The organism is Hydrogenophaga sp. PML113 (assembly GCF_001777155.1).
In the GTDB taxonomy this organism is placed as follows: Bacteria; Pseudomonadota; Gammaproteobacteria; order Burkholderiales; family Burkholderiaceae_C; genus Hydrogenophaga; species Hydrogenophaga borbori.
The window spans coordinates 203,591-226,083 of record NZ_MIYM01000007.1 but is presented as its reverse complement, the minus strand read 5'-3'; the positions used below and the strand labels follow the sequence as shown (position 1 = coordinate 226,083).

Below are 22,493 nucleotides of genomic sequence, written 5' to 3'. Positions count from 1 at the left end.
CCTCAGCGCCCGATCGCCAGGTAGTCGAAGCCCATGCGGCGCACGAACACCGGGTCGTAGAGGTTGCGGCCATCCACGATCAACGGCTGCTTCAGGCGCTCCTTGATCAGGTCGAAGTCCGGGCTGCGGAACTCCTTCCACTCGGTCACGATGACCAAGGCGTCGGCGCCCTCCAGGGTCTCGTTGGGCGTCTGGGCGTAGCGCACGCGCGGCTCGTCGCCCAGGATGCGCTGCGCCTCGGGCATGGCGGCCGGGTCGTAGGCCGTGACGGTGGCGCCCGCGGCCAGCACCTCCTCGATGAAGCTCAGGCTGGGCGCCTCGCGCATGTCGTCGGTGTTGGGCTTGAAGGCCAGGCCCCAGAGCGCGATGTGGCGGCCCTTGAGGTCGGCGCCCAGGCGCTGCTTGAGCTTGCGCGCCAGCACCTGCTTCTGCGCGTCGTTGGCGGCCTCGACGGCGCTCAGCACCTGCAGGTTCAGGTCGGCGTCGCTGGCGGCGGTCTTGATCAGCGCCTTCACGTCCTTGGGGAAGCAGGAGCCGCCGTAACCCGCGCCGGGGTAGAGGAAGTGGTAACCGATGCGGGGGTCGGAGCCGATGCCCTGGCGCACCATCTCGATGTCGGCACCCAGCTTCTCGGCCAGGTTGGCCAGCTCGTTCATGAAGCTGATGCGCGTGGCCAGCATGGCGTTGGCCGCGTACTTGATGAGTTCCGCGCTGCGCACATCGGTCACCAGCAGGCGCTCGCGGTTGCGCTGGAACGGCGCGTAGAGCGCGCGCATGAGGAAGATGGCCTGCTCGTCGCTGCCGCCCACCACGATGCGGTCGGGCTTCATGAAGTCGTCCACCGCCGCGCCCTCTTTCAGGAATTCGGGGTTGGAGACCACGGCATAGGGCGTGCTCACGCCGCGCTGGGCCAGTTCGTCGGCGATGGCGGCGTGCACCTTGTCGGCGGTGCCCACGGGCACGGTGCTCTTGTCCACCACCACCTTGTAGTCCGTCATCAGGCGGCCGATGCTGCGCGCCGCGGCCAGCACGTACTGCATGTCGGCCGATCCATCCTCGTCGGGCGGCGTACCGACGGCAATGAACTGGATGGTGCCGTGGTTCACGGCGCGCGCCACGTCGGTGGTGAAATGCAGGCGGCCGGCGGCCACGTTGCGTGCCACCATCTCCTTGAGGCCCGGTTCGTAGATCGGGATGCCGCCCGACTCGAGAATGCGGATCTTCTCGGGGTTCACGTCCAGGCAGAGCACGTCGTTGCCCACCTCGGCCAGACAGGCGCCGCTGACCAGCCCCACGTAGCCCGTTCCCACCACCGTCACTTTCATTGCGGATCCCTTGTTCGGCGTCCCTCATGGCGGGGACGCGGCATGATAGCGAACGAATATGGCACTTTCGTCGTACCCTCCCCCGTATGGGCGACGCCGCGTGAAGCTGTTCGCGCTGGCGCTTGGCCTTCTGTTGCTGTTGACCCTGGCACCGCTGGCCTGGCTGGCCGGCACCGAACGGGGCCGGGCCGTCTGGGACCAGGCCACCAGCCGCAGTCCCAACGAACTGATCCGCTACACCGAACGCCGGCTGCAGGGCCACCCCCGGCTGGAGCGCTGGCTGCTGCCGCCCTTGTACGCCCTGCGCTCGCGGGTGGAGCCCGAGCCGCCTCCGGGCCCCCTGCCCGACCTGGGCAAGGGCCAGCGCCCCGAGTCTTTTCCGCTCCCGGCCGGTCTCTCCACCCGCTGGGCGGTCGACACCCCGCAGGCCATCCGAGACGCCCTGCTGCGGGCCACGCCCGGCACGCAGATCGTGGTGGCGCCGGGCCTCTACCCCTTCGACGCTCCCCTGCGCCTGGGCCAGGACGGCAGGGCCGACGCCCCCATCGCCCTGCGCGCCGAGCGCCCGGGCACCGTGTGGTTCGCCTTCGCCCAGGTGGACGGCATCCGCGTCGACCGTCCGCACTGGGTGTTCGAGAACCTGGACATCCGCGGCACCTGCGCGCGCCACGGCGATTGCGAGCACGCCTTCCACGTGATCGGGCGCGGCGCGCGGGTGAGCATCCGCAACAACCGGCTCAGCGACTTCAATGCCCCAATCAAGGTCAATGGGCAGAACGGCAACTGGCCCGACGCAGGCGAGCTGGCCTGGAACACCCTGAGCAACACCAGCCCGCGCGACACCGCCCAACCCGTGGTCATGCTCGATCTGGTCGGCGCCCACCGCTGGCGCGTGCACGACAACCACGCCGCCCATTTCGTGAAAACCCAGGGCAACCGCGTGGCCTATGGCTTATTTGCCAAGGGCGCCAGTGAGGACATCCGAATCGAACGCAACCTGGTGGTCTGCACGCCCCAGGGCATTTCACAACCCGGCGAGCGCGTGGGCATTTCGGTGGGCGGCGGTGGCACCGACCCCCAGGTGTGCCGCGACGGCACCTGCCGGTCGTTTGAGCACCGCGGTGGCCTCGCCGCCAACAACGTGGTCGCGCATTGCAACGACGCGGGCGTGGACGTGAACCGGGGTGTGGACGTGCGGGTGGTGCACAACACGCTCATCAATACGGCCGGCATCACCGTGCGGGCGGGCTCCAGCGCCCGCCTGCAGGCCAACCTCGTCGACGGCGGCAGTTGGCGGCGCGACCGCAGCGTGGTGGACGAGCGCGACGCCGCCCCGCTGGCCCGGTGGCTGGACCCGGCGGCGGCACGGGCCCTGCAATGGCACTGGCGGCGGGCCCCGCTGGATGGCCCCGCCACCCCGGACATTCCCAGCGATTTCAATGGCCAATCGCGCGCCGGCCATTCGACACCGGGCGCGCTGCTCCCCTGAACTCACAATTCGTCACCGATTTTCAACAATCGGTGACAGGGATTTTCCATTCGGTCCGCCCCCAAGGCCGAATGAGTTACCAATTGACACGGCGATCAATGGCAATTCTCCGTCAATAATTCATTGACGGTATTTCGCGATATCGCACCCCTCTGATTCGCTCGAATCAGCCTCCCATCCGGCGCCTACTACCTATTCGGTACACCGATGAAGTGGTGGGTCAATTTGTGTCTTTTTGTACGAAGAATACCGTTCGTCGGCAAAAAATGCCGTGCGTTTCCGCGCACTTCCGCACATCGCCGATTTTGAACAGCCGATCAACTGTGCCGCTTTTCACGCTTTCACCCCCCCTAAAGTCATTCGCAGTGGCGTCGAGAAACAAGGCAATGGGGCCAAAAACGTGAGGCACTTCACGATCGGACTGCAGAACCCCAAACATTCGTATTAACGCTTTTGGCTGAAATTCGCCAGGCGTCGGAACTTTCAATTCAACTCATTGCGAACGCCAACCATCATGGAAATCGAATTGGTTAATCCCCGCCAGAAACGGCAGTTGTCCCGCCCGGTGTTGGCGGCCCTGTTCACCTGCGTGGCCTTGGCCGCCTGTGGTGGTGGTGGCGGTGGGGGTAGCGAAGGCGCCTCCGCGGCGCCCGTGGACAACGCGGCCAGCGCGGCGCCCCCGCCGCCCGCCAACGGCGGCTCGCCCACCCAAGCCGAGATGGACGCGGCGGCGGCCCGTGGCTGGTCCTGGAACAGCTTCAAGAAGTTCTGGGAATCGATCAAGTCGCCTGCTCCAGCACCTGCCCCCGCTCCGGCGCCTGCCCCCGCTCCGGCACCTGCCCCCGCGCCGGCGCCTGCCCCCGCTCCGGCACCTGCCCCCGCTCCGGCACCTGCCCCCGCTCCGGCACCTGCCCCCGCGCCGGCGCCTGCCCCCGCGCCGGCACCTGCTCCCGCACCGGCGCCTGCCCCCGCTCCGGCACCTGCCCCCGCGCCGGCGCCTGCCCCCGCGCCTGCCCCCGCTCCCGCCCCGGCGGTCGGCATCGGCGGCCTGGCCTGCGCCGCGGGCGCCATCACCTGCGTGGAGGTGAGCTCCGGCAGCGCCCAGACCAACCTGCCCATCACCTTCGGCCAGCCCTTCCGCAGCGGCGACCTTTCCACCAGCCAGGGCCTCAGCGCCCAGGACAGCGCCGGCAACACCGTGCCCGTGCAGATGGATGAGGTGTCCACCCATGCCAACGGCTCCGTGCGTTTCGCTGTGCTCAGCGCCAGCGTCCCCAGCCTGCCAGCCAACACCGCGCGCCTGATCAATTTCTACCCCGCCGCCAAGACCAGCCCCAGCGTCTCGGTGCCAGCCGATCCGGCCTGGAACCTGCAGGTCACGGCCAAGCTCGCCGACGGCAGCACCCTGGTGGCCAACCCGCAGCAGCAGCTCAAGCAGCAGATCGCCAGTGGCACCAACCGCCGCCTGTACGGCCCGGTGGCCAGCGAATTCACCGTGGTCGCGCCCATGGTCAACCAGGCCACCGGCGCCGCCCACCCGCACCTGGTCGCACGCCTGCACACCCGCCTGTACCAGAGCGGCCAGATCCGCACCGACGTGGTGATGGAGAACAACTGGGCGCTCAAGGCCTCGCCGTCTGACCTGAGCTACTCGTTGACCGTCACGGCCAACGGCCAGACGCTGCTGTCGCAGCCCTCGTTCACGCACCACCACCATGCGCGCTGGCACAAGGTGGTGTGGAACAACGGCGCCGCACCGAACGTTCGCCTGCGCCACAACATGCGCTACTTCCTGGATAGCCGCGCCACCTGGAACTACAACCTGGGCCTGACGATTCCTGAAACCGTGCTCGCCGCCGAGGCGAGCAACCTGGCCAAGACCAACACCGGCCCCATGGGCACGGCCATGCTGACCACCAACATGCCGGGCACCGGCGGCCGGGCGGAGATCGCCCCCGTGCCGCGCTGGACGGCGATGTACCTGGTCAGCCAGGACGACCGCGCCCGCGCCTCCATGCTGGCCAACGCCGACGCCGCCGCCAGCGCCCCCGTGCACTACCGCGACGAGGCCACCGACCAGCCCATCAGCGTGATCAAGTACCCCGGCATCGCGCTGCGCTACGGCTCCTCCAGCCCCGCCGTGCCGACCGCCAGCACGTCCAGCGTCTGGACGCCGGACATCGCGCACCAGGGGTCGTACGCCTATATCCCCTACCTGGTCACCGGCGACGCCTTCTACCTCGACGAAATGATGTTCTGGGCCGCCTGGAACGTCGCCGCCAACGACCCGTACTACCGCCAGCAGGGCAAGGGCCTGCTGATGCCCGAGCAGGTGCGCGGCCAGACCTGGGGCGCGCGTTCCCTCGCCGAAGCGGCCTTCGCCACGCCGGACAACCACCCCATGAACGGCTACTTCGACACCATGCTGTCGAACAACATGGCTTGGTTCCTGGATACCTACGGCCCGGGCAAATCGGGTCCGCTGTTCTCGCCCATGGGTGCGCTGATCTCGCAGTACAACAACAACCAGTCGCCGTCGTACGAGTCGGATTTCTTCGCCACCGTGATGAGCTGGCTGACGGAGAACAACGTGCCGAACGCCAGCGCCGTGCTCAACAGCGTGGGCCGCATGCAGATCGACCGCTTCCTGGCCACCTCCCAAACGGCCGGCTTCTGCACCAGCCGCGCCGCGGGCTACTGGCTGCAGACCATGAACGGCAGCTCGTACGTCAACACCTGGGCCGACTTCTACAAGCTGAACTACGGCACCGCCACCTGCGGCACCACCGCCCAGCCCAATGACCCGGCCTACCCCGACTGGGCCGGCGGCTACGCGGCCGTGGCGCGCGGCATGCTGGCGGCGGCGAAGAACGCCGGCGCGACCAACGCCTCGACCGCACAGGCCCGCTGGGTGCAGTTCACGCCCAACCTGGACCCGGACTTCAAGAACGACCCGTCCTACGCGATCGTGCCGCGCTGAGCGCCACGGAGTCCAGACCAAGCCCCGCGGCCCGCGCCGCGGGGCTTTTTTCTTGCGCGCATGCCCACCCCGCTGAGCACGGCGATGTGCCGCGCCGAGCGGACCCAGGCGCGGAGCGCCTCGTCCGTGGGAGGTCAGCCGCGCTGGCGCAAGGCCTCGTAGAGGCAGACGCCGCTGGCCACCGAGACGTTCAGGCTCTCGACCGCGCCGCGCATGGGGATGTGCACCAGCTCATCGCAGGTCTTGCGCGTGAGCTGGCGCATGCCTGGGCCCTCGGCGCCCAGCACCAGGGCCACCGGGCCCTTGAGGTCGACCTCGTAGACCGATTTGGGCGCGTCGTCGCTGGTGCCGATGACCCAGATGTTGCGTTCCTTGAGCTCGCCCAGCGTGCGCGCGAGATTGGTCACCATGAAGTACGGCATGGTCTCGGCCGCGCCACTGGCCACCTTGGCCACGGTGGCGTTCAGGCCCACCGCGTGGTCCTTGGGCGCCACCACGGCGTGCGCGCCCGCGCCGTCGGCCACGCGCAGGCAGGCGCCCAGGTTGTGCGGATCGGTCACGCCGTCGAGCACCAACAGCAGCGGTGCCTGGCCCGCGCCGTCCACCTGGTCCAGCAGATCGTCGAGCGAACGGGCCTGTTCGACGGGCAGCACGCGCGCGGCCACGCCCTGGTGGCCGTGGCTGCCGGCGAGCTTGGCGATGCGCAGCGCGTCGGCCTCGATCAGGCGCACGCCGGCTTCCTTGGCGCGTTCGAGGAACTGGCGCATGCGCGCGTCGCGCCGCGAGCTGTCCACGTAGACCTCGACCAGGCTCTGCGGCGCGGTCTTCAGGCGCACGCCAACCGCGTGGAAACCGAACAGGACTTTGGTGGCGGACGGGGCTTTGGGCGGGGCGGACATGGGCGCGATTATCGGCCCCCCGCCCCGGCGGCCCCGCCAGCCCGCGCGCGGCGCCTCAGGCCGCGACGCCGGCGCTGATGTCGGCCACCTGGCCCGCGCTGATGGTGATGCGGCGCTCGCAGCGCTCGGCGATGCCGCGGTCGTGCGTGACCAGCACCAGCGTGGTGTGCTGCTCGCGGTTGAGCTCGAACATCAACTCCATCACGCTGGCGCCGGTGGCGAAGTCCAGGCTGCCCGTGGGCTCGTCGGCCAGCAGCACGGCCGGGCGCACCACGAAGGCCCGCGCCAGGGCCACGCGCTGCTGCTCACCGCCCGACAGCACCTTGGGGTAGTGGTTGAGCCGCTCGCCCAGGCCCACGCGCTGCAGCATCTGCGTGGCGGCGGCGCGGGCGTCGCGCCGCCCGGCCAACTCCAGCGGCAGCATCACGTTCTCCAATGCGGTCAGGTTGGCCAGCAGCTGGAAGCTCTGGAACACGAACCCCACCTTCTCGGCGCGCAACGCGGCGCGGCGGTCCTCGTCCATGGCGAACAGATCGACACCATCGATGTGAACCGTTCCCTGCGTCGGGGTATCCAAGCCCGCGATGATCGACAGCAAGGTGCTCTTGCCCGAGCCGGAGGCGCCCACGATGGCCACGGTTTCGGCGCGGCGCAGGCTGAAATCGATATCGCGCAGAATGGTCAGCGTGCCCGTCGAGTCGGACACCGACTTGAACACATGGCTGACCGCAATCATCACATCGGACATGAAGCATTCCCTGAAGACGAACCGCCGCCACTTTAGCCTGAGCCTGGTGGCGGCGTGGGCGCTCGGCCAGGCGGGCGCGCTGCGCGCCCAGGGCAAGGCCGAGCCCGTGGTGCTGGTGGTGGGCGATTCGCTCAGCGCCGAATACGGCCTGCGCCGGGGCAGTGGCTGGGTCGCGCTCACCGAAGAGCGGCTCAAGGCCGAAAAGGTTCCGGCGCGGGTGGTCAACGCCAGCGTCAGCGGCGACACCACCTCGGGCGGGCGCTCGCGCCTGCCAGCGCTGCTCCAGCAGCACCGGCCCTCGGTCGTGGTCATCGAGCTGGGCGGCAACGACGCCCTGCGCGGCCTGCCGCTGAGCATGACGCGCGACAACCTGGCCGTCATGGCGCGCGCCGCCAAGGCCGCCGGCGCGCGCGTGCTGCTGCTGGGCATGGAAATGCCGCCCAACTACGGCGCGAAGTACGGACAGGAATTCCGCGAGCTGTTCGCCGCCGTGGCACGGCAGGAAAAGGCCGCGCTGGTGCCCTTTTTCCTCAAGGGCGTGGCCGACGGCGCCGACCCGCTGGCGCTGTTCCAGAGCGACCGCATCCACCCGAACGAGAAGGCCCAGCCCACCATGCGCGACACGGTCTGGCCTGAACTGCGCAAACTGATCGCGGCAGGATAATCGGGCCCATGCCCGTTGCCACCCTGAGCGCAGGCGACGCCCTGCGCCGCCTCGCCGAATTCGACACGATCATCGACGCCCGCACCGAGGACGAGCACGCGCTCGACCACGTACCCGGCGCCCTGAACTGGCCCACGCTGGACAACGCCGAGCGCATTGAGATCGGCACCATGTACAAGCAGGTGAGCGCCTTCGAGGCCAAGAAGCGCGGCGCCGCGCTCGCCGCGCGCAACATCGCCGCCCATATCGAGCGCGAGGTGCTCGACAAGCCCAAGAGCTGGCGCCCGCTGGTCTACTGCTGGCGCGGCGGCAACCGCAGCGGCGCCCTGGCCACCATCCTGGGCGCCATCGGTTTCCAGGTCACGCTCATCGACGGCGGCTACAAGGCCTGGCGCGCCGCGCTGGTGGACGACCTGCCCCGCCTGGCCGCGGGCTTGCGCTACCGCGTCGTCTGTGGTCCCACGGGCAGCGGCAAGACGCGGCTGCTGCACGCGCTGGCGGCTGAGGGTGCGCAGGTGCTCGACCTGGAGGGCCTGGCCTGCCACCGCAGCTCGGTGCTGGGCCACCTGCCCGGCCAGCCACAGCCCAGCCAAAAGGGCTTCGATTCCTTGCTGTGGGACGCGCTGCGCCGCTTCGACCCCGAGCGACCGGTGTACGCCGAAAGCGAAAGCAAGAAGGTGGGCAACCTGCGCGTGCCCGACGGCCTGATGGACGCCCTGCGCGCCAGCGAGTGCATCGCCCTGCGCCTGAGCGACGAGGAGCGCGTGGCGCTGCTGCTGGAAGACTACGACTACTTCGTGCGCGACCCCGAGCTGCTGATCGGGCGCCTGCAGGCCCTGCGCGCGCTGCGGGGCGGCGAGGTGGTCAACGGCTGGATCGGTCTGGTGCGCGCGGGGCGCACGCCGGAAATGGTGCGGGATCTGCTGGGCCAGCACTACGACCCCACTTACGCGGCCTCGACCTCGCGCAACTTCCGCCGCTTCGCCGAGGCCCTGCCTTGCGAGCCCACCGACCGGTCGATGGGGGCGATGCGAGCGGCCGCGCGCCGCCTCATCGACAGCGAAACGGCACCGGCCCCGAAGGCCGGTTGAGGCCTTCAGTTGGCGCCGCCGGCGCCACCATCGCCCTGCCCGGCATCGCCCGGCGCACCGGACGTCTCGCCATCGGGCTGGTCGGCACCGTCTGGGTGCTCGCTGGTCTTGCGCGCGGCCTTGGCGCGCAGTTTCTCTTCCTTCTTCTGCTTCTTGGCCAGCTCGCGCTGCCGTTTCTCGTAACCGTAGTTGGGTGTAGCCAAATCGCGCTTTCGTCGGGTTGAAGGGGGGTCAGGACCGCAAGCGGGGCAAGGCCTGCGCCAAGTCGGCCCGCAGGTCTTCGACGTGTTCCAGGCCGATGGCAAAGCGTACCAGACCCCCTGCGTGAGGCCAACCCAATGTCCGGATGGCGCTCATGCGGTACGGTGCGCACAGGCTGATGGGACCGGCCCAGCTCCAGCCCAGCTTGAACACGCGCAGGCTGTCGCAGAAGGCGTCGATGCGTTCCTGGGGAATGGACGCGTCGAAGGCTGCGCTGAACAGGCAGCCAGCCGCCTGGGCGTCGCGTTGCCAGGTGGCGTGGCCGGGCGAGCCCGCCAGCGCCGGATGGAAAACCTGCGCCACGCCGGGCTGGCCCTGCATCCAGTGCGCCAGCTCGCGCGTGGCGGCGTCCTGGGCGCGGTAGCGCAGTTCGATGCTGGGCAGACCGCGCAGCACGAGCTCGGCGTCGTTGCCAGCCACGCCCAGGCCCAGGCGCATGTGGCACAGCAGCACCGTGCGGTGCAAGGCCTCGTCGCGCGTGACCACGGAGCCCATGAGCACGTCGGCACCGCCGCTGGGGTACTTGGTGAGCGCCTGCACGGACAGGTCCACGCCCAGAGCGAAAGGCGCGAACGCGATGCCGGCGCCCCAGGTGTTGTCCAGCGCGGTGACGATGGGCCGCTCGCGGCCTTCGCTGGCCCGGCGCGCCACCGCCACCAGCGCGGGGATGTCGGGGAACTCGAGCGTGATGGAGCCCGGCGCCTCCAGCCACACCAGGCGCGTGGCCGACGAGATCTTCGCGGCCAGGTCGGCCGGGTCCATGGGATCGTAGAAGCGGTGCGCAATGCCCCAGGCCGCCAGTTCGCCCTCGGCGAAGGTTTTGCCGGGCCCGTAGGCGTTGTCCGGGATCAGCAGTTCGTCGCCCGTGCGCAGGAAGGCCATGTCCACCAGGGCCACGGCGGCCAGGCCGCTGGGCGCGAGCACGCAGTGCGCACCGCCTTCCAGGGTGGCGATGCGCTCCTCCAGGGTGAAGGTGGTGGGCGTGCCGTGCAGGCCGTAGGTGTAGCCGCTCTTGTCCTTCCAGTCGTAGGTGCGCAGGGCCTGCACGTTCGGGAAGATGACGGTGGAGGCCTTGTGCACGCCAGGCGCGACAGCCTCGAAGCCCTCGGGGGGCTTGTAGGGGTGGTGGATGAGCTGGGTGGACAGGCGCTCGCGGCTCATTCGCTCACAGCTTCCACTTTTCCAGCAGTTGCGCGGGGCGCAGGCTGTCGTAGCCCTCGAACGGCTGGTGGATCCACGGGTTGGTGGGCAGGTATTCCACCGAATAGTCGGGCGTGAAGGTGGACAGCTGCTTGGTCCAGATCACCGCGCTGCGCAACTCGGTGATAGGCGAGTAGTTGTTCTTGAGCAGGTCGATCACCACCTTGAGCGTGTGGCCCGAGTCGGCGAGGTCGTCGACCAGCAGCACCTTGCCGGCGATTTCGCCCTTGGGCGTGGTGATGTAGCGCGCGATGTCGAGCTTGCCCTGCACCGTGCCGGCCTCGGCGCGGTAAGAGCTGGTGGACATGATGGCCAGCGGTTTGTCGAAGATGCGGGAGAGGATGTCGCCCGGGCGCATGCCGCCGCGCGCCAGGCACAGGATGGTGTCGAACTCCCAGCCCGACTGGTACACCTTGAGCGCCAGCTTTTCGATGAGGTTGTGGTACTCGTCGTAGGAGACGTAGAGGTGTTTGCCGTCTTCGGTGAGCATGCGTGCGGACTCCAGGCTGGGAGGGTCGAAACAGTGTGTCGTGGGGCGGGCGAACGCCCTACCCGGGCTTACCCGTGCTCACCCCTGGAAGGGGTGCTGCAGCAGGATGGTGTGGTCGCGGTCGGGGCTGGTGGACACCACGTGGATCGGCACGCCGGTGGTCTCCTGGATCCGCTTGAGGTAGTGGCGCGCGTTCGCGGGCAGGTCCTCGAAGCGCGTGACGCCCACGGAGGACTCCGTCCAGCCGGGAATGGTCTCGTAGATGGGCTTGCAACGCGCGATCTCGTCGGCGCCCATGGGCAGGATGTCGATGCGCTCGCCGTCGAGCTCGTAGCCCGTGCAGAGCTGCAACTCGGTCAGGCCGTCGAGCACGTCGAGCTTGGTGATGCACAGGCCCGACAGGCCGTTCACCTGGGCCGAGCGCTTGAGCAGCGCGGCGTCGAACCAGCCGCAGCGGCGCGAGCGGCCGGTGGTGACGCCCTTTTCGGCGCCCACGGTGGCCATGTGCCAGCCCGGCGTGCCTTCCGTTTCCCAGTCGAGTTCGGTGGGGAACGGGCCGCCGCCCACACGCGTGCAATAGGCCTTGGTGATGCCCAGCACGTAGTGCAGCAGTTGCGGACCCACGCCCGCGCCGGCCGCGGCGTTGCCGGCCACGCAGTTGCTGGAGGTGACGAAGGGGTAGGTGCCGTGGTCGATGTCGAGCAGCGTGCCCTGCGCGCCCTCGAACAGCAGGTTGACACCCGCCTGGTGGGCTTCGTTGAGCTCGCGCGAGACGTCGGCGATCATGGGCTTGAGCTGCTCGGCCTGGGCCATGGCTTCGGCGTAGACGCGCTCGAACTGGATGGCGCCGTCCTTCATGTAGGGCGCGATCTTGTCGTCCCAGGCCATGTCGGCCGAATGCAGGTAGGTGGTGAGCACGTGGTTGTGCAGGTCCAGCAGTTCGCGCAGCTTGGCCGCGAAGCGCTCGGGGTACTTCAGGTCCTGCACGCGCAGCGCGCGGCGCGCGATCTTGTCCTCGTAAGCCGGGCCGATGCCGCGGCCCGTCGTGCCGATCTTCTCGGTGCCGGCCTTGACCTTGGCGGCCTCGCGCGCGATGTCCACCGCGGCGTGGAAGGGCAGGATCAGCGGGCAGGCCTCGCTCACGCGCAGGCGCGAACGCACCTCGACGCCAGCTTTCTCCAGTCCCTCGATTTCCTCGAACAGCTTGCCGACCGAGAGCACCACGCCGTTGCCGATGTAGCACTTGACGCCCGCGCGCATGATGCCGCTGGGAATGAGGTGCAGCGCCGTCTTCACGCCGTTGATGACGAGGGTGTGGCCCGCGTTGTGGCCGCCCTGGAAACGCACCACGCCCTGCGCGGTTTCGGTCAGCCAGTCGACCAGCTTGCCCTTGCCTTCGTCGCCCCACTGGGTGCCGACCACCACCACGTTGCGCCCGGGGGTTGCGGCGCGGTCCTTGTTGCTCATCTCGGTTTCCAGTCAAAGAGGCCGGACGGTCCAGCCGCCCGGGCGGCCGGTGTCGGGCACCAGCTCGCGGTCACACAGGAATTCATCGACCTCGTGCTCGTGCCCCGGCAGGGCACAGACCACGGTATGGCCCTGCGCGCGCAGGAGGGCCACCGCCTGGCGCAGGCCGGCGTCCATGCCCCAGGGAGCGCGGATGGCGGCCACCAGGGGGCGCGGGGCCACGCAGGCGACGAGTTCCTTGAGGTCGAGGCTGAAGCCCACGGCCGGGCGCTTGCGCCCGAACACGGCCCCCACCTCGTCGTAGCGGCCGCCGCGCGCGATGTCGGCGGCCGGGCCGCGCGCGTCGCGCGCGAAGACGGCGAAACGCACACCGGTGTAATAGGCATAGCCACGCAGGTCGGACAGATCAAACGAGACCGCCATGCCCTGCACGTGCTCGGCCAGCCACTGCAGCTCGTCCAGCGCGGCGTGCAAGGCCGGCGACGGCGTGAGCACGCGGCGTGCTTCGGCCAGCACCTGGGCATCGCCGAACAGCGTGGCCAGCGCGGTCAGGTCGCGCTGCACGGCCGCGGGCAGGGCCTTGGAGAGCAAGCGCAGCTCGGCCACGTCCTTGGCGGTGAGGGCGGCGTGCAGCAGGGCCACCCGCGCGGCGGGCAGCTTCAGCGGATCCAGCACGGCGTCGATGATGCGCACGTCAGCCAGATCGACCTGCAGCTCGCGCAGGCCGGCGCCGCGCAGGCAGGCCTGGGCCAGCTCCAGCGCCTCCAGATCGGCCTCCAGCCCGGCGTGGCCATATATCTCGGCGCCAAACTGAAGCGGCTCGCGGCTGGACGCCGGGCGCTCCATGCGCGTGTGCACCACCGGGCCGCAGTAGCACAGGCGTGCCACGCCCTGGCGGTTGAGCAGGTGGGCGTCGATGCGCGCCACCTGGGGCGTGCTGTCGGCGCGCAGGCCCAGCGTGCGGCCGCTGAGCTGGTCCACGAGCTTGAAGGTGCGCAGATCGAGCGATTCACCGGTGCCGGTGAGCAGCGACTCGATGTGCTCGAGCAACGGCGGCATCACCAGCTCGTAGCCGTGGGCGCGGGCGGTATCGAGCAGACTTCGGCGGAGTTCTTCGATGTGCCGGGCCTCGGACGGCAGGACATCGGCGATGTGATCCGGGAGGACCCAGGCGGACATGGCGTTTTCAGGCGCTGTTAAAAACCGGATTCTACCGGGACCCATGCGGGGCCCCGGCAGGCGCCGGCCTGGGCTCAGGCGAACAGGCCCGCAATCAGCAGGCCCGCGGCCACGCTGATGAGTCCGAAGAAGCGGATCTGCCCGTCGCGCAGCGAGAGCATCTGCGTGAAGACGCGGCGCCAGCCGCCGGGTGACAGCAGCGGGAGCAAGCCCTCGAACACCAGGACGAGCCCCAGCGCCAGCCACCAGGCGTCGCCGCCACCGCTGTTCATGTTCAGCGCTGCGTCGCCGCGCTCGGGCTGCGCAGCGCCCGGAAGAAGTCGGTCGAGGGATCGACCACCATCACGTCGTTGCGGCCCGTGAAGCTGGCCTTGTAGGCCTCTAGGCTGCGGTAGAACTGCGCGAAAGCCGGGTCGCGGCCGAAAGCCTCGGCGAACGAGGCCGCGGCGGCGGCGTCGCCCTCGCCTTTGATGCGCTGGGCGTCGCGGTAGGCCTCGGCCACGATCACCTCGCGCTGGCGGTCGGCGTCGGCGCGGATGGCCTCGCCCTCGGCGTAGCCGGTAGAGCGCAGCTCGTTGGCCACGCGCTTGCGTTCGGCCTCCATGCGCTGGTAGACGGAGGACACGATGGACTCGGCGTAGTCGACGCGGTTGATGCGCACGTCCACCACCTCCATGCCCCAGGGCTGGTTGGCGCTTTGCACCGCCGCCACCACGCCGCGCTGCACCTCGCGCATGAGCTCCTCGCGGTGCGTGGCGAGCAGCTCGCGCAGGGTGCGCTTGTTCACCTCCTGCTGGAACGCGTTGCGCACCACACGGTTGAGCTGCAGGGCGCCCGCGCGCTCGTTGGTGCCCACGTTGCGGATGTAGGCCTGCGGGTCGCTGATGCGCCAGCGCACGTACCAGTCAATCACCACGCGCTGCTTCTCGGCGGTGAGGGTCGGCTCGCTGTCCTGGCTCTCGAGCGTGAGCAGGCGCTTGTCGATGTAGGTGACGTTCTGGAACGGCGGCGGCAGCTTGAAGTTCAGGCCGGGCTCGGTCACGACCTGCTTGATCTGGCCGAGCTGGTAGACCACGCCGAACTGGCGCTGATCGACGACGAACAGCATGGAGCTGGCCACGGCCAGCAGCACGATGAGGGAGGTGACGACGAAACCAAGTTTGTTCATGTTCTGACTTCCCTTATCAGCGGCTTTCGCGCTCGCGCGAGCGGGCGCCGTCGCCGGAGCGCTCGGTCGGCACCGCCGTGGAGGCCGGCGAGGACGTGCTCGGCAGGGCATTGGCGGGCACGCTCGGCGGCATGGCGCCCGCGGACTGCATCAGGCGGTCGAGCGGCAGGTACAGCAGGTTGGAGCCGCCGTTCTTGGTGTCGACCAGCACCTTGGTCACGTTGCCGTAGATCTGCTGCATGGTGTCGATGTAGAGGCGATCGCGCGTGACTTGCGGTGCCTTCTGGTACTCGGCCAGCAGCGACTTGAAGCGCTGCGAATCGCCTTGCGCCTGGGCGGAGATGCGCGCCTTGTAACCCTCGGCCTCTTCCTTCAGTCGCGAGGCCGTGCCGCGGGCGCGTGGCACCACGTCGTTGGCGTAGGCCTCAGCCTCGTTCTTGGCGCGCTCGCGCTCCTGGCCGGCGCGCAGCACGTCGTCGAAGGCCGCCTGCACCTGCTCAGGCGGGCGCACGCCACCCTGCTGCAGGTTCACGGCCACCACGTCGATGCCCACCTTGTAGCGGTCGAGAATGGTCTGCATGAGGCTGCGCACGCGCGGCGCGATCTGGTCGCGTTCCTCGGCCAGCACGGCGTCCATCTTCATCTTGCCCACCACCTCGCGCACGGCGGTCTCGGCGGCCTTGAGCACGGCCAGGTCGGGGTCGCGGCTTTCGAACAGGAAGGCGCGCGCGTCACTCAGGCGGTACTGCACGACGAACTTGATGTCGACGATGTTCTCGTCCTCGGTGAGCATGGACGACTCGCGCAGGCCCGTCGCCGGCACGATGTTGTCGCGCCCCACGTCGACCGAGCGCAGCTGCGTCACGAACACCGTCTCATGCCGCTGCACGGGGTATGGCAGGCGCCAGTTGAAACCGGCCCCCACGGTGCTGTGGTAACGGCCGAACTGGGTGATGACGGCCTGCTGGCCTTCCTGCACGATGAAGAAGCCCGTGCCCAGCCAGATGAGCACCGCGATGCCGGCGATGAGGCCCACGCCCACGCCGGCCGCCTTGGGGTTGGGGTTGAAACCCTGGCCGCCGCCGTTGCCGCCGCCCGTGGGGCCACCGGGGCCGCCGGGCCGGCGGTTGCCCAGCAAGCCACCGAGCTTGCGGTTGAAGTCGCGCCAGAGTTCGTCCAGGTCGGGCGGGCCCTGGTTGGGGCCCTGCCCGCGCGGACGCTGCGGCGATCGCGAATCGTCCTCGCGGCCGTTTTGCTCACCGTCCTCGCGACCCCAGCGCGGGTCGTTGAGGTTGAACACGCCCAGCCAGCGGCGCCAGCCACGCGGACGGGCCGGCGCGGCGTCGCGCGCGGCCTGCGGGGTCCCAAGGTTCACATCCATGCTCGGTGTTGTTCCTGTTATCGACTCGGAGTTCACATTGTGCCCAATCAAACCAGCGGGTCGGCCGCTTCGGCGGGCCGCATGGGGTCTTGTTCGGCCGGCGCGCCGTGGCGGCGCGCCACCTCGGCCGCCAGCCAGGACCGCAGTTCGGGCAGACCTTCGCCCGAAAGCGCGCTCACGAAGACGCGCGGCACGCTCTGCCCATCGACCTCCATCGCGTCCAGCGCACGCAGGGGCCGGTTCGCCGGGTCCATGGCGTCGATCTTGTTGAAAACCAGCAACTGCGGCACCTCGGCCGCCCCGATCTCACCGAGCACACGCTGCACGGCGGCGATCTGCTCGGGGTGGTCGGGGTTGGAGGCGTCGACGACATGCAACAGCAGGTCGGCGTCGGCGGCTTCCTGCAAGGTCGCGGCGAAAGCCTCCACCAGGCCGTGCGGCAGCTCGCGGATGAAGCCCACGGTGTCGGACAGCGACACCGTGCGCCCGGCCTCGCCCAGGTAGAGCTGACGGGTGGTGGTGTCCAGCGTGGCGAAGAGCTGGTCAGCCGCATAGGTGCGGGCCTTCACCAGGGCGTTGAAGATCGAGCTCTTGCCGGCGTTGGTGTACCCCACCAGGGAGATGGTGAAGGCCTCGCGGCGCTGGCGCTGGCGGCGCTGCGTGGCGCGCTGCTTCTTGACCTTCTCCAGGCGCTCTTTGGTGCGCTTGATGGCCTCGCCGATCATGCGGCGGTCGAGCTCGATCTGCGTCTCGCCCGGGCCGCCGCGCATGCCGATGCCGCCGCTCTGGCGCTCCAGGTGCGACCAGCGCCGCACCAGCCGGGTTGACAAGTACTGCAGCCGCGCGAGTTCGACCTGCAGCTTGCCCTCGTGGCTGCGCGCGCGCTGCGCGAAGATTTCCAGGATCAGCAGGGTGCGGTCGTTGACCGGACAGCCCATGTGGCGCTCGAGGTTGCGCTGCTGGGCCGGGCTCAGCGCCTGATCGAACAGCACCTCGCTGGCGCCGGTGGACTGCACCAGCATCTTGATCTCGTCGGCCTTGCCCGAGCCCACGAACAGGGCCGGATCGGGCGCACGGCGCTTGCAGCTGACGCGGTCGGCCACGCGGTAACCCGCGGTCTCGGCCAGCTGGCCCAGCTCCTGCAGGTCGGCATCGAAATGGGGAAGCCCGAAATCAACCCCCACCAGGATGACCGATGGTGTGGCGTTCGGGAGAGAGGCGGTGGGAGATGTCAAATCGGTGGGGCAACGCGCCCTGCGTTGCCCACCCGGCCGTCAGGACGTGCCTGGCGGCTCGGGTTGCGCGTGTCTCGCAGCGGCGGACTCAGGCGGCGTTGGAATCGTCGGGGTTGTTGGCCGAGAACTGCACGGGACGACCGGGAACGATGGTCGAGATGGCGTGCTTGTAGACCATTTGCGTCACGGTGTTGCGCAACAGCACGACGTACTGGTCGAAGGACTCGATCTGGCCCTGCAGCTTGATGCCGTTGACCAGGTAGATCGAGACGGGGACATGTTCCCGGCGCAATTGGTTCAGGAACGGGTCTTGCAAGAGCTGGCCTTTGTTGTTGCTCACGATATGCTCCGTGTTCGGCTGGTTTTGGAGGGTGGAAACATACCACACGGGCATGCCCTGCGCCTCACCGGGCCATTATTTGCGCCTCGGTCATTCGGCTTTGAAGGGGTTGCTCGAGGTTCTGAACTCGATGCGCAGCGGGGTGCCGACGAGGTCGAAGGCCTTGCGAAAGCGCCCCTCCAGGAAGCGCCGGTAGGCGTCGGGCACCCGGTCCAGCGAGTTGCCGTGGATGACGATCACCGGGGGGTTCATGCCGCCCTGGTGGGCGTAGCGCATCTTGGGCCGGGCCTGGCCACCGCGTGACGGCGCCTGGAAGGCCACCGCCTCCTGCAGCAGGCGGGTCAGCACCGGGGTGGGCATCTTGCGCATGGCCGAGGCGTGCGCCTGGGCAATGGAGGCCCACAGCGGCGCCAGGCCCTGGCGCTTTTTCGCCGAAATGCGGTGCAGCGCGGCGAACTTCAGGAACGCCAGGCGGTTTTCGATCTGGCGCTCCAGCTGCTCGCGCTGGTAGCTGTCGATCGCGTCCCATTTGTTGATGGCCACCACCACGGCGCGGCCACTCTCCAGGATGTAGCCCGCGATGTGGGCGTCCTGGTCGGTCACGCCTTGGGTGGCGTCGAGCAGCAACAGCACGACGTTGGCGTTCTCGATGGCCTGGAGCGTCTTGATGACGGAGAACTTCTCGATCGCCTCGAACACGCGGCCCTTGCGGCGCAGGCCGGCCGTGTCGACCAGCTCGAAGCGTTGGCCATTGCGCTCGAAGGGCACGCTGATGGCGTCGCGCGTGGTGCCGGGCATGTCGAAAGCGACCAGGCGCTCCTCGCCGAGCCAGGCGTTGATCAGCGTGGATTTGCCGACGTTGGGGCGGCCCGCCACGGTCAGGCGGATGGTGCCGGTGTTGTCCTCGGCCTCGCCTTCCTCGTCCTCGGCCAGGCCGGGGACTTGGTCGAGGGCGGTCTCGATCATGGAGCGAACGCCCTGCCCGTGCGCGCCCGACACGGGCAGCACTTCGCCCAGGCCGAGTTCGAAGAACTCCACCAGCTGGGTGCCCTGGGTCATGCCCTCGGCCTTGTTGGCCACCAGCACGCAGGGCTTGCCCAGGCGGCGCAGGTAGTTGGCGATGTCGTGGTCCTGCGCGCTCAGGCCGGCGCGCGCGTCGACCACGAAGAGCACCACGTCGCTTTCGGCCACGGCTTGGCGCGTCTGCTGCGCCATTTCGCGGTAGATGCTGCCCTCGCCGGCGTCGGGCTCGAAGCCGCCGGTGTCGACGACGATGTACTCGCGTTTGCCCAGGCGGCCATTGCCGTAGTGGCGGTCGCGCGTGAGGCCGGCCAGGTCGGCCACGATGGCGTCGCGAGTGCCCGTGAGGCGGTTGAACAAGGTGGACTTGCCCACATTGGGGCGGCCCACGAGCGCGACGACGGGTTTCATGGAGGGCGAACGGGCCTTATTGCGGGCGCCAGGCGTACAGGCCGCCGCGCGCTGTCATGACCACCAGCGCGTCGCCGGCCAGCACGGGCGGCGACACGATGGCCGAGCCGTCGGTGCTCAGACGGGCCATTTCACTGCCGTCCTCGCGCGACAGCACGTGCACCAGGCCGGTGCCGTCGCCCAGCGCAATCACGCGGCCCAGGGCCAGCGGGGCGCTGAGTTGGCGGTACTTCAGGCGCTCGGAACTCCAGGCCTGTTCACCGCTGTCGCGCCGCCAGGCCAGGAGGGTGCCGTTGCTTTCGGTACCGAACAGCAGGCGGTCGTCGCCGTGCACGCCCACCACGCCCTGCGCCGGCTTGGTCCAGATCACGGAGCCGCGCACGCCGTCCAGGCAACCCACCGCGGCGCTGTAGGCGCGCACGCAGATGTTGGTGCCGATGCGGCTGACGGGCGCCAGCACGTCGACCAGGCGCTCGACCTCGTTGGTGCCGCGCGCCGTGGCCACGGGCGCTTCCCAGCGCACCGTGCCGTTGTCGGGGTTGAGGCCGACCAGGCGGCCGGACACGCCGGCCACCAGGGTGTCGCCCACGGCCGCGAGCGCGCCCGGCTGGTTCAGCGTGAGCGGGTCGCCCGAGCGGGTCTGGTTCCACAGGCGCGCCCCGTTGGCGGCGTCGAAGGCCACCACGCTGCGATCGGCGGTGAGCACGAACACCCGGCCGCCGGCCACCAGCGGCGGCGTGAAGGAACGCGCCGGCAGGCGCACGCGCCAGCGCGTCTCGCCGTCGACGATGGCCACCAGCACATTGGCGGCGGTGACGACGGCGGCGGTCTGGCCGTCGCTGCCCACGCCCGTGGCCAGGCGGGTGCGCAGGTCCACGCGCCAGGCGTCGGCGCCGGTGTTGGCGTCGATGGCGGCCACCACGCCGGTGGCGCCGGCCGCGAACACGTGGCCGGCCGCGTGCACGGGCACGAAGCCCGAGCCGCCCTCGCCCACGTTGGCGGTCCAGATCTGGCGCGTGCCCATCAGCTGGGTGGCGGGGCCCAGGTCCGCTGGCTGCGGCTTCTTGGGCCCGGAGGAGCAGGCCGCGAGCGTGAGCGCGGCCGCGAGGCACAGGCTGGCGGTGCGCAGGCGCTTCATGGCTTGGCTCCCGCGTCCACGGCCACGCCCAGCGAGGCCAGCTTCACCGCCACCAGGCGGCGCACCTCATTGCCGGCATCCAGCGCCTTCCAGGCGGCCTCGTACTGGGCCTTGGCCTCCTCGGTCTTGCCCTGGGCCAGCAGCACGTCGCCACGGCGGTCGGCCAGCAGCGGCTCGAAGGGCGCCGGCACCTTGGCCTGCAGCACCTGCAGGGCGGCGTCGGGCTTGTCGGCCTGCAGCTCCACCGAGGCCAGGCGCAGGCGGGCGACGGCCTGCAGCCCCTCGTCCTTGCTCTCGTTCAACACGGCCTGCAGGGCCTCGCGCGCCTTGTCGAGCTGGCCGCCGTCGAACAGCGCCTTGCCGGCCAGCAGGCCGGCCTGGGCGGAGAAGGTGGTGCGGGCGAAATCGGCGCGCATGTCGGCCAGCACGCGGCCCACGCGGTCCAGGTCCTTGGACTGCACGGCGCGGTCGACCTCTTCATAGAGCACCGCCGCCTTGGCCGCCTGGTTGCGCTGCCACCAGTTCCAGCCGTTGTAGGCGGCGAAGCCGCCGAACACCACGATGAGCAGCCAGCTGATGGCGTTGCCGTACTTGGCCCAGAAGTGTTTGATCTGGTCGAGCTGTTCCTGCTCTTCGAGGTCGAGGTGTTTGGCCATTGGACTCGTCGTTCGCGAAAGTGCTGGATTGTAGGTAGGCGGGCGACCCGCTCAGTGCGCGCGAAGGCGGGCAGCGATGGCGCCGGGATCGGCCAGGGGCAGCATCACCTGCCCCGCCGCCTGCTCGCGCTCGCCGCGCAGGGGCTTGAGCGCCACCTGGCCCAAGGCGATTTCCTCGGCACCGAAGATGAGCGCGAAGCGCGCGCCGCTGGCGTCGGCCTTCTTGAACTGCGATTTCATGCTGCCCATGCCCTCGGCGCCGGCGGCGTGCATCTGCACGCGGGCGCCGGCCTGGCGCAGAGCGCGCAGCAGCGGCATGACGCGCGGCAGCTCGGCGGCGTCGGGCACCACGGCGTAGGCGTCGGGCACCGGCGCTTCGGGCAGGCGGCCCTGCTCTTTCAGCAGCTCCAGGATGCGCTCCATGCCCAGGGCCCAGCCCACGGCGGGCGTGGGCTTGCCGCCGATCTGCTCGAACAGGCCGTCGTAGCGGCCGCCCGCGCACACCGTGCCCTGCGAGCCGAGCTGGGTGGTGACGAACTCGAACACCGTGAGGTTGTAGTAGTCCATGCCGCGCACCAGGCGCGGATTGACGCGGTACGCGATGCCGTGCGCCTCCAGCAGGGCCTTCACGCGCCCGAAGTGCGCGAGCGATTCGGCCCCCAGGTGGTCCATGAGCTTGGGCGCCGCGTTCACCAGCGCCTGCATGGCGGGGTTCTTGGTGTCGAGGATGCGCAGCGGGTTGCTGTGCAGGCGGCGCCTGGCGTCCTCGTCGAGCTGTTCGGCGTGCGATTCCAGGTAGGCGATCAGCGCCTGGCGGTGCGCCAGGCGTTCGGCGGGTTGGCCCAGGCTGTTGATCTCGAGCTCGATGCCCGTGAGGCCCAGCCTGGCCCACAGGTCGCAGGCCAGCACGATGAGTTCGACGTCGACGTCGGGGCCGGCGAAGCCCAGGGCCTCGGCGCCGAACTGATGGAATTGCCGGTAGCGACCACGCTGCGGGCGCTCGTGCCGGAACATCGGGCCCATGTAGTACAGGCGCTTGGGGCCGTCGTAGAGCATGGAATGCTCCAGCGCGGCGCGCACCACGCCGGCGGTGTTCTCAGGCCGCAGCGTGAGGTGCTCGCCGTTGAGCCGGTCCTCGAAGGAGTACATCTCCTTCTCGACGATGTCGGTCACCTCGCCCAGGCCCCGCACGAACAGCGCCGTGGGCTCCACGATGGGCGTGCGCAGGTTGCGGTAGCCGTAGCCCGCCATGAGCGCGCGCAGCGTGTCTTCCAGCCACTCCCAGTGCGCCGACTGCGGAGGGGCGATGTCGTTCATGCCTTTGACGGCAACCAGTTTCTCGGCCATGGAA

Annotated in this window: 22 protein-coding genes; 4 read left to right on the top strand and 18 right to left on the bottom strand. The window is 69.5% G+C overall.

Features of this window, described 5'->3' with window-relative positions:
- Positions 1–2: 2 nt before the first annotated feature.
- A complete protein-coding gene (locus tag BHU06_RS15320; protein WP_070400071.1) occupies positions 3–1,325 on the bottom strand; it encodes a UDP-glucose/GDP-mannose dehydrogenase family protein in 1,323 nt (440 codons plus the stop codon).
- Positions 1,326–1,425: 100 nt separating this feature from the next.
- Here BHU06_RS15320 and BHU06_RS15315 point away from each other — a divergent pair, with 100 nt between their 5' ends.
- A complete protein-coding gene (locus tag BHU06_RS15315) occupies positions 1,426–2,814 on the top strand; it encodes a hypothetical protein (protein WP_254668184.1) in 1,389 nt (462 codons plus the stop codon).
- A gap of 483 nt (positions 2,815–3,297) precedes the next feature.
- On the opposite strand, the gene BHU06_RS23145 is transcribed toward BHU06_RS15315, so the two are convergent.
- Positions 3,298–3,597, bottom strand: a complete 300-nt coding sequence (locus BHU06_RS23145; protein WP_275564508.1) for a hypothetical protein — start codon at positions 3,595–3,597, stop codon at positions 3,298–3,300.
- A gap of 301 nt (positions 3,598–3,898) precedes the next feature.
- Between BHU06_RS23145 and BHU06_RS22850 the strand changes: the two genes are divergently transcribed.
- On the top strand, positions 3,899–5,794 hold the full coding sequence (locus BHU06_RS22850; protein WP_175442861.1) for a hypothetical protein: 1,896 nt from the start codon (positions 3,899–3,901) through the stop codon (positions 5,792–5,794).
- 134 nt (positions 5,795–5,928) lie between these two features.
- Here the strand turns inward: BHU06_RS22850 and rlmB are convergent, their stop codons facing one another.
- Both rlmB and BHU06_RS15295 read right to left on the bottom strand, forming a co-directional pair.
- Positions 5,929–6,693, bottom strand: a complete 765-nt coding sequence (gene rlmB, locus BHU06_RS15300) for a 23S rRNA (guanosine(2251)-2'-O)-methyltransferase RlmB (protein WP_070400068.1) — start codon at positions 6,691–6,693, stop codon at positions 5,929–5,931.
- A gap of 55 nt (positions 6,694–6,748) precedes the next feature.
- Entirely contained in the window at positions 6,749–7,441 is a 693-nt protein-coding gene (locus BHU06_RS15295; protein ID WP_070400067.1) for an ABC transporter ATP-binding protein, read from the bottom strand.
- On the opposite strand from BHU06_RS15295, the gene BHU06_RS15290 reads away from it, so the two are divergent.
- Positions 7,440–8,105: an arylesterase gene (locus BHU06_RS15290; RefSeq protein WP_070400066.1), complete on the top strand. Its 666-nt coding sequence runs from the start codon at positions 7,440–7,442 to the stop codon at positions 8,103–8,105. The genes BHU06_RS15295 and BHU06_RS15290 overlap by 2 nt on opposite strands.
- An 8-nt stretch (positions 8,106–8,113) precedes the next feature.
- The gene (mnmH, locus tag BHU06_RS15285; RefSeq protein ID WP_070400065.1) at positions 8,114–9,196 is read left to right on the top strand and encodes a tRNA 2-selenouridine(34) synthase MnmH; all 1,083 of its coding nucleotides are present in this window, start codon (positions 8,114–8,116) and stop codon (positions 9,194–9,196) included.
- Positions 9,197–9,201: 5 nt separating this feature from the next.
- On the opposite strand, the gene BHU06_RS15280 is transcribed toward mnmH, so the two are convergent.
- The 14 genes from BHU06_RS15280 to hisS all read right to left on the bottom strand — a co-directional run bounded on the left by BHU06_RS15280 (position 9,202) and on the right by hisS (position 22,489).
- Positions 9,202–9,399 (bottom strand): hypothetical protein, encoded by a 198-nt coding sequence (locus BHU06_RS15280; protein ID WP_070400064.1) that lies wholly within the window; start codon positions 9,397–9,399, stop codon positions 9,202–9,204.
- A 28-nt stretch (positions 9,400–9,427) separates the two neighbouring features.
- A complete protein-coding gene (locus tag BHU06_RS15275) occupies positions 9,428–10,618 on the bottom strand; it encodes a PLP-dependent transferase (RefSeq protein ID WP_070400063.1) in 1,191 nt (396 codons plus the stop codon).
- Between the two features lie 4 nt (positions 10,619–10,622).
- A complete protein-coding gene (locus BHU06_RS15270; protein ID WP_070400062.1) occupies positions 10,623–11,147 on the bottom strand; it encodes a phosphoribosyltransferase in 525 nt (174 codons plus the stop codon).
- A 78-nt stretch (positions 11,148–11,225) separates the two neighbouring features.
- On the bottom strand, positions 11,226–12,614 hold the full coding sequence (locus BHU06_RS15265) for an adenylosuccinate synthase (protein WP_070400061.1): 1,389 nt from the start codon (positions 12,612–12,614) through the stop codon (positions 11,226–11,228).
- A gap of 12 nt (positions 12,615–12,626) precedes the next feature.
- Entirely contained in the window at positions 12,627–13,793 is a 1,167-nt protein-coding gene (locus BHU06_RS15260; protein ID WP_070400060.1) for an ATP phosphoribosyltransferase regulatory subunit, read from the bottom strand.
- Positions 13,794–13,867: 74 nt separating this feature from the next.
- Positions 13,868–14,065 carry a DUF2065 domain-containing protein gene (locus BHU06_RS15255; protein ID WP_070400059.1) on the bottom strand — a complete coding sequence of 66 codons (198 nt, stop codon included), beginning with the start codon at positions 14,063–14,065 and terminating at the stop codon, positions 13,868–13,870.
- A gap of 2 nt (positions 14,066–14,067) precedes the next feature.
- Positions 14,068–14,961 carry a protease modulator HflC gene (gene hflC / locus BHU06_RS15250; RefSeq protein WP_070400058.1) on the bottom strand — a complete coding sequence of 298 codons (894 nt, stop codon included), beginning with the start codon at positions 14,959–14,961 and terminating at the stop codon, positions 14,068–14,070.
- Between the two features lie 16 nt (positions 14,962–14,977).
- The gene (gene hflK / locus BHU06_RS15245) at positions 14,978–16,342 is read right to left on the bottom strand and encodes an FtsH protease activity modulator HflK (RefSeq protein ID WP_254668183.1); all 1,365 of its coding nucleotides are present in this window, start codon (positions 16,340–16,342) and stop codon (positions 14,978–14,980) included.
- Between the two features lie 47 nt (positions 16,343–16,389).
- On the bottom strand, positions 16,390–17,526 hold the full coding sequence (hflX, locus tag BHU06_RS15240) for a GTPase HflX (protein WP_254668182.1): 1,137 nt from the start codon (positions 17,524–17,526) through the stop codon (positions 16,390–16,392).
- Positions 17,527–17,665: 139 nt separating this feature from the next.
- On the bottom strand, positions 17,666–17,971 hold the full coding sequence (gene hfq, locus BHU06_RS15235; protein ID WP_070400056.1) for an RNA chaperone Hfq: 306 nt from the start codon (positions 17,969–17,971) through the stop codon (positions 17,666–17,668).
- A gap of 36 nt (positions 17,972–18,007) precedes the next feature.
- Positions 18,008–19,348 carry a ribosome biogenesis GTPase Der gene (gene der, locus BHU06_RS15230; protein ID WP_070400055.1) on the bottom strand — a complete coding sequence of 447 codons (1,341 nt, stop codon included), beginning with the start codon at positions 19,346–19,348 and terminating at the stop codon, positions 18,008–18,010.
- A 16-nt stretch (positions 19,349–19,364) separates the two neighbouring features.
- Positions 19,365–20,486, bottom strand: coding sequence for an outer membrane protein assembly factor BamB (gene bamB, locus BHU06_RS15225; protein WP_070400054.1), 1,122 nt, complete (start codon positions 20,484–20,486; stop codon positions 19,365–19,367).
- The gene (locus BHU06_RS15220) at positions 20,483–21,142 is read right to left on the bottom strand and encodes a tetratricopeptide repeat protein (protein WP_070400053.1); all 660 of its coding nucleotides are present in this window, start codon (positions 21,140–21,142) and stop codon (positions 20,483–20,485) included. The genes bamB and BHU06_RS15220 overlap by 4 nt, the downstream gene beginning before the upstream one ends.
- 51 nt (positions 21,143–21,193) lie before the next feature.
- Positions 21,194–22,489, bottom strand: a complete 1,296-nt coding sequence (gene hisS, locus BHU06_RS15215; protein WP_070400052.1) for a histidine--tRNA ligase — start codon at positions 22,487–22,489, stop codon at positions 21,194–21,196.
- Positions 22,490–22,493: the final 4 nt, after the last annotated feature.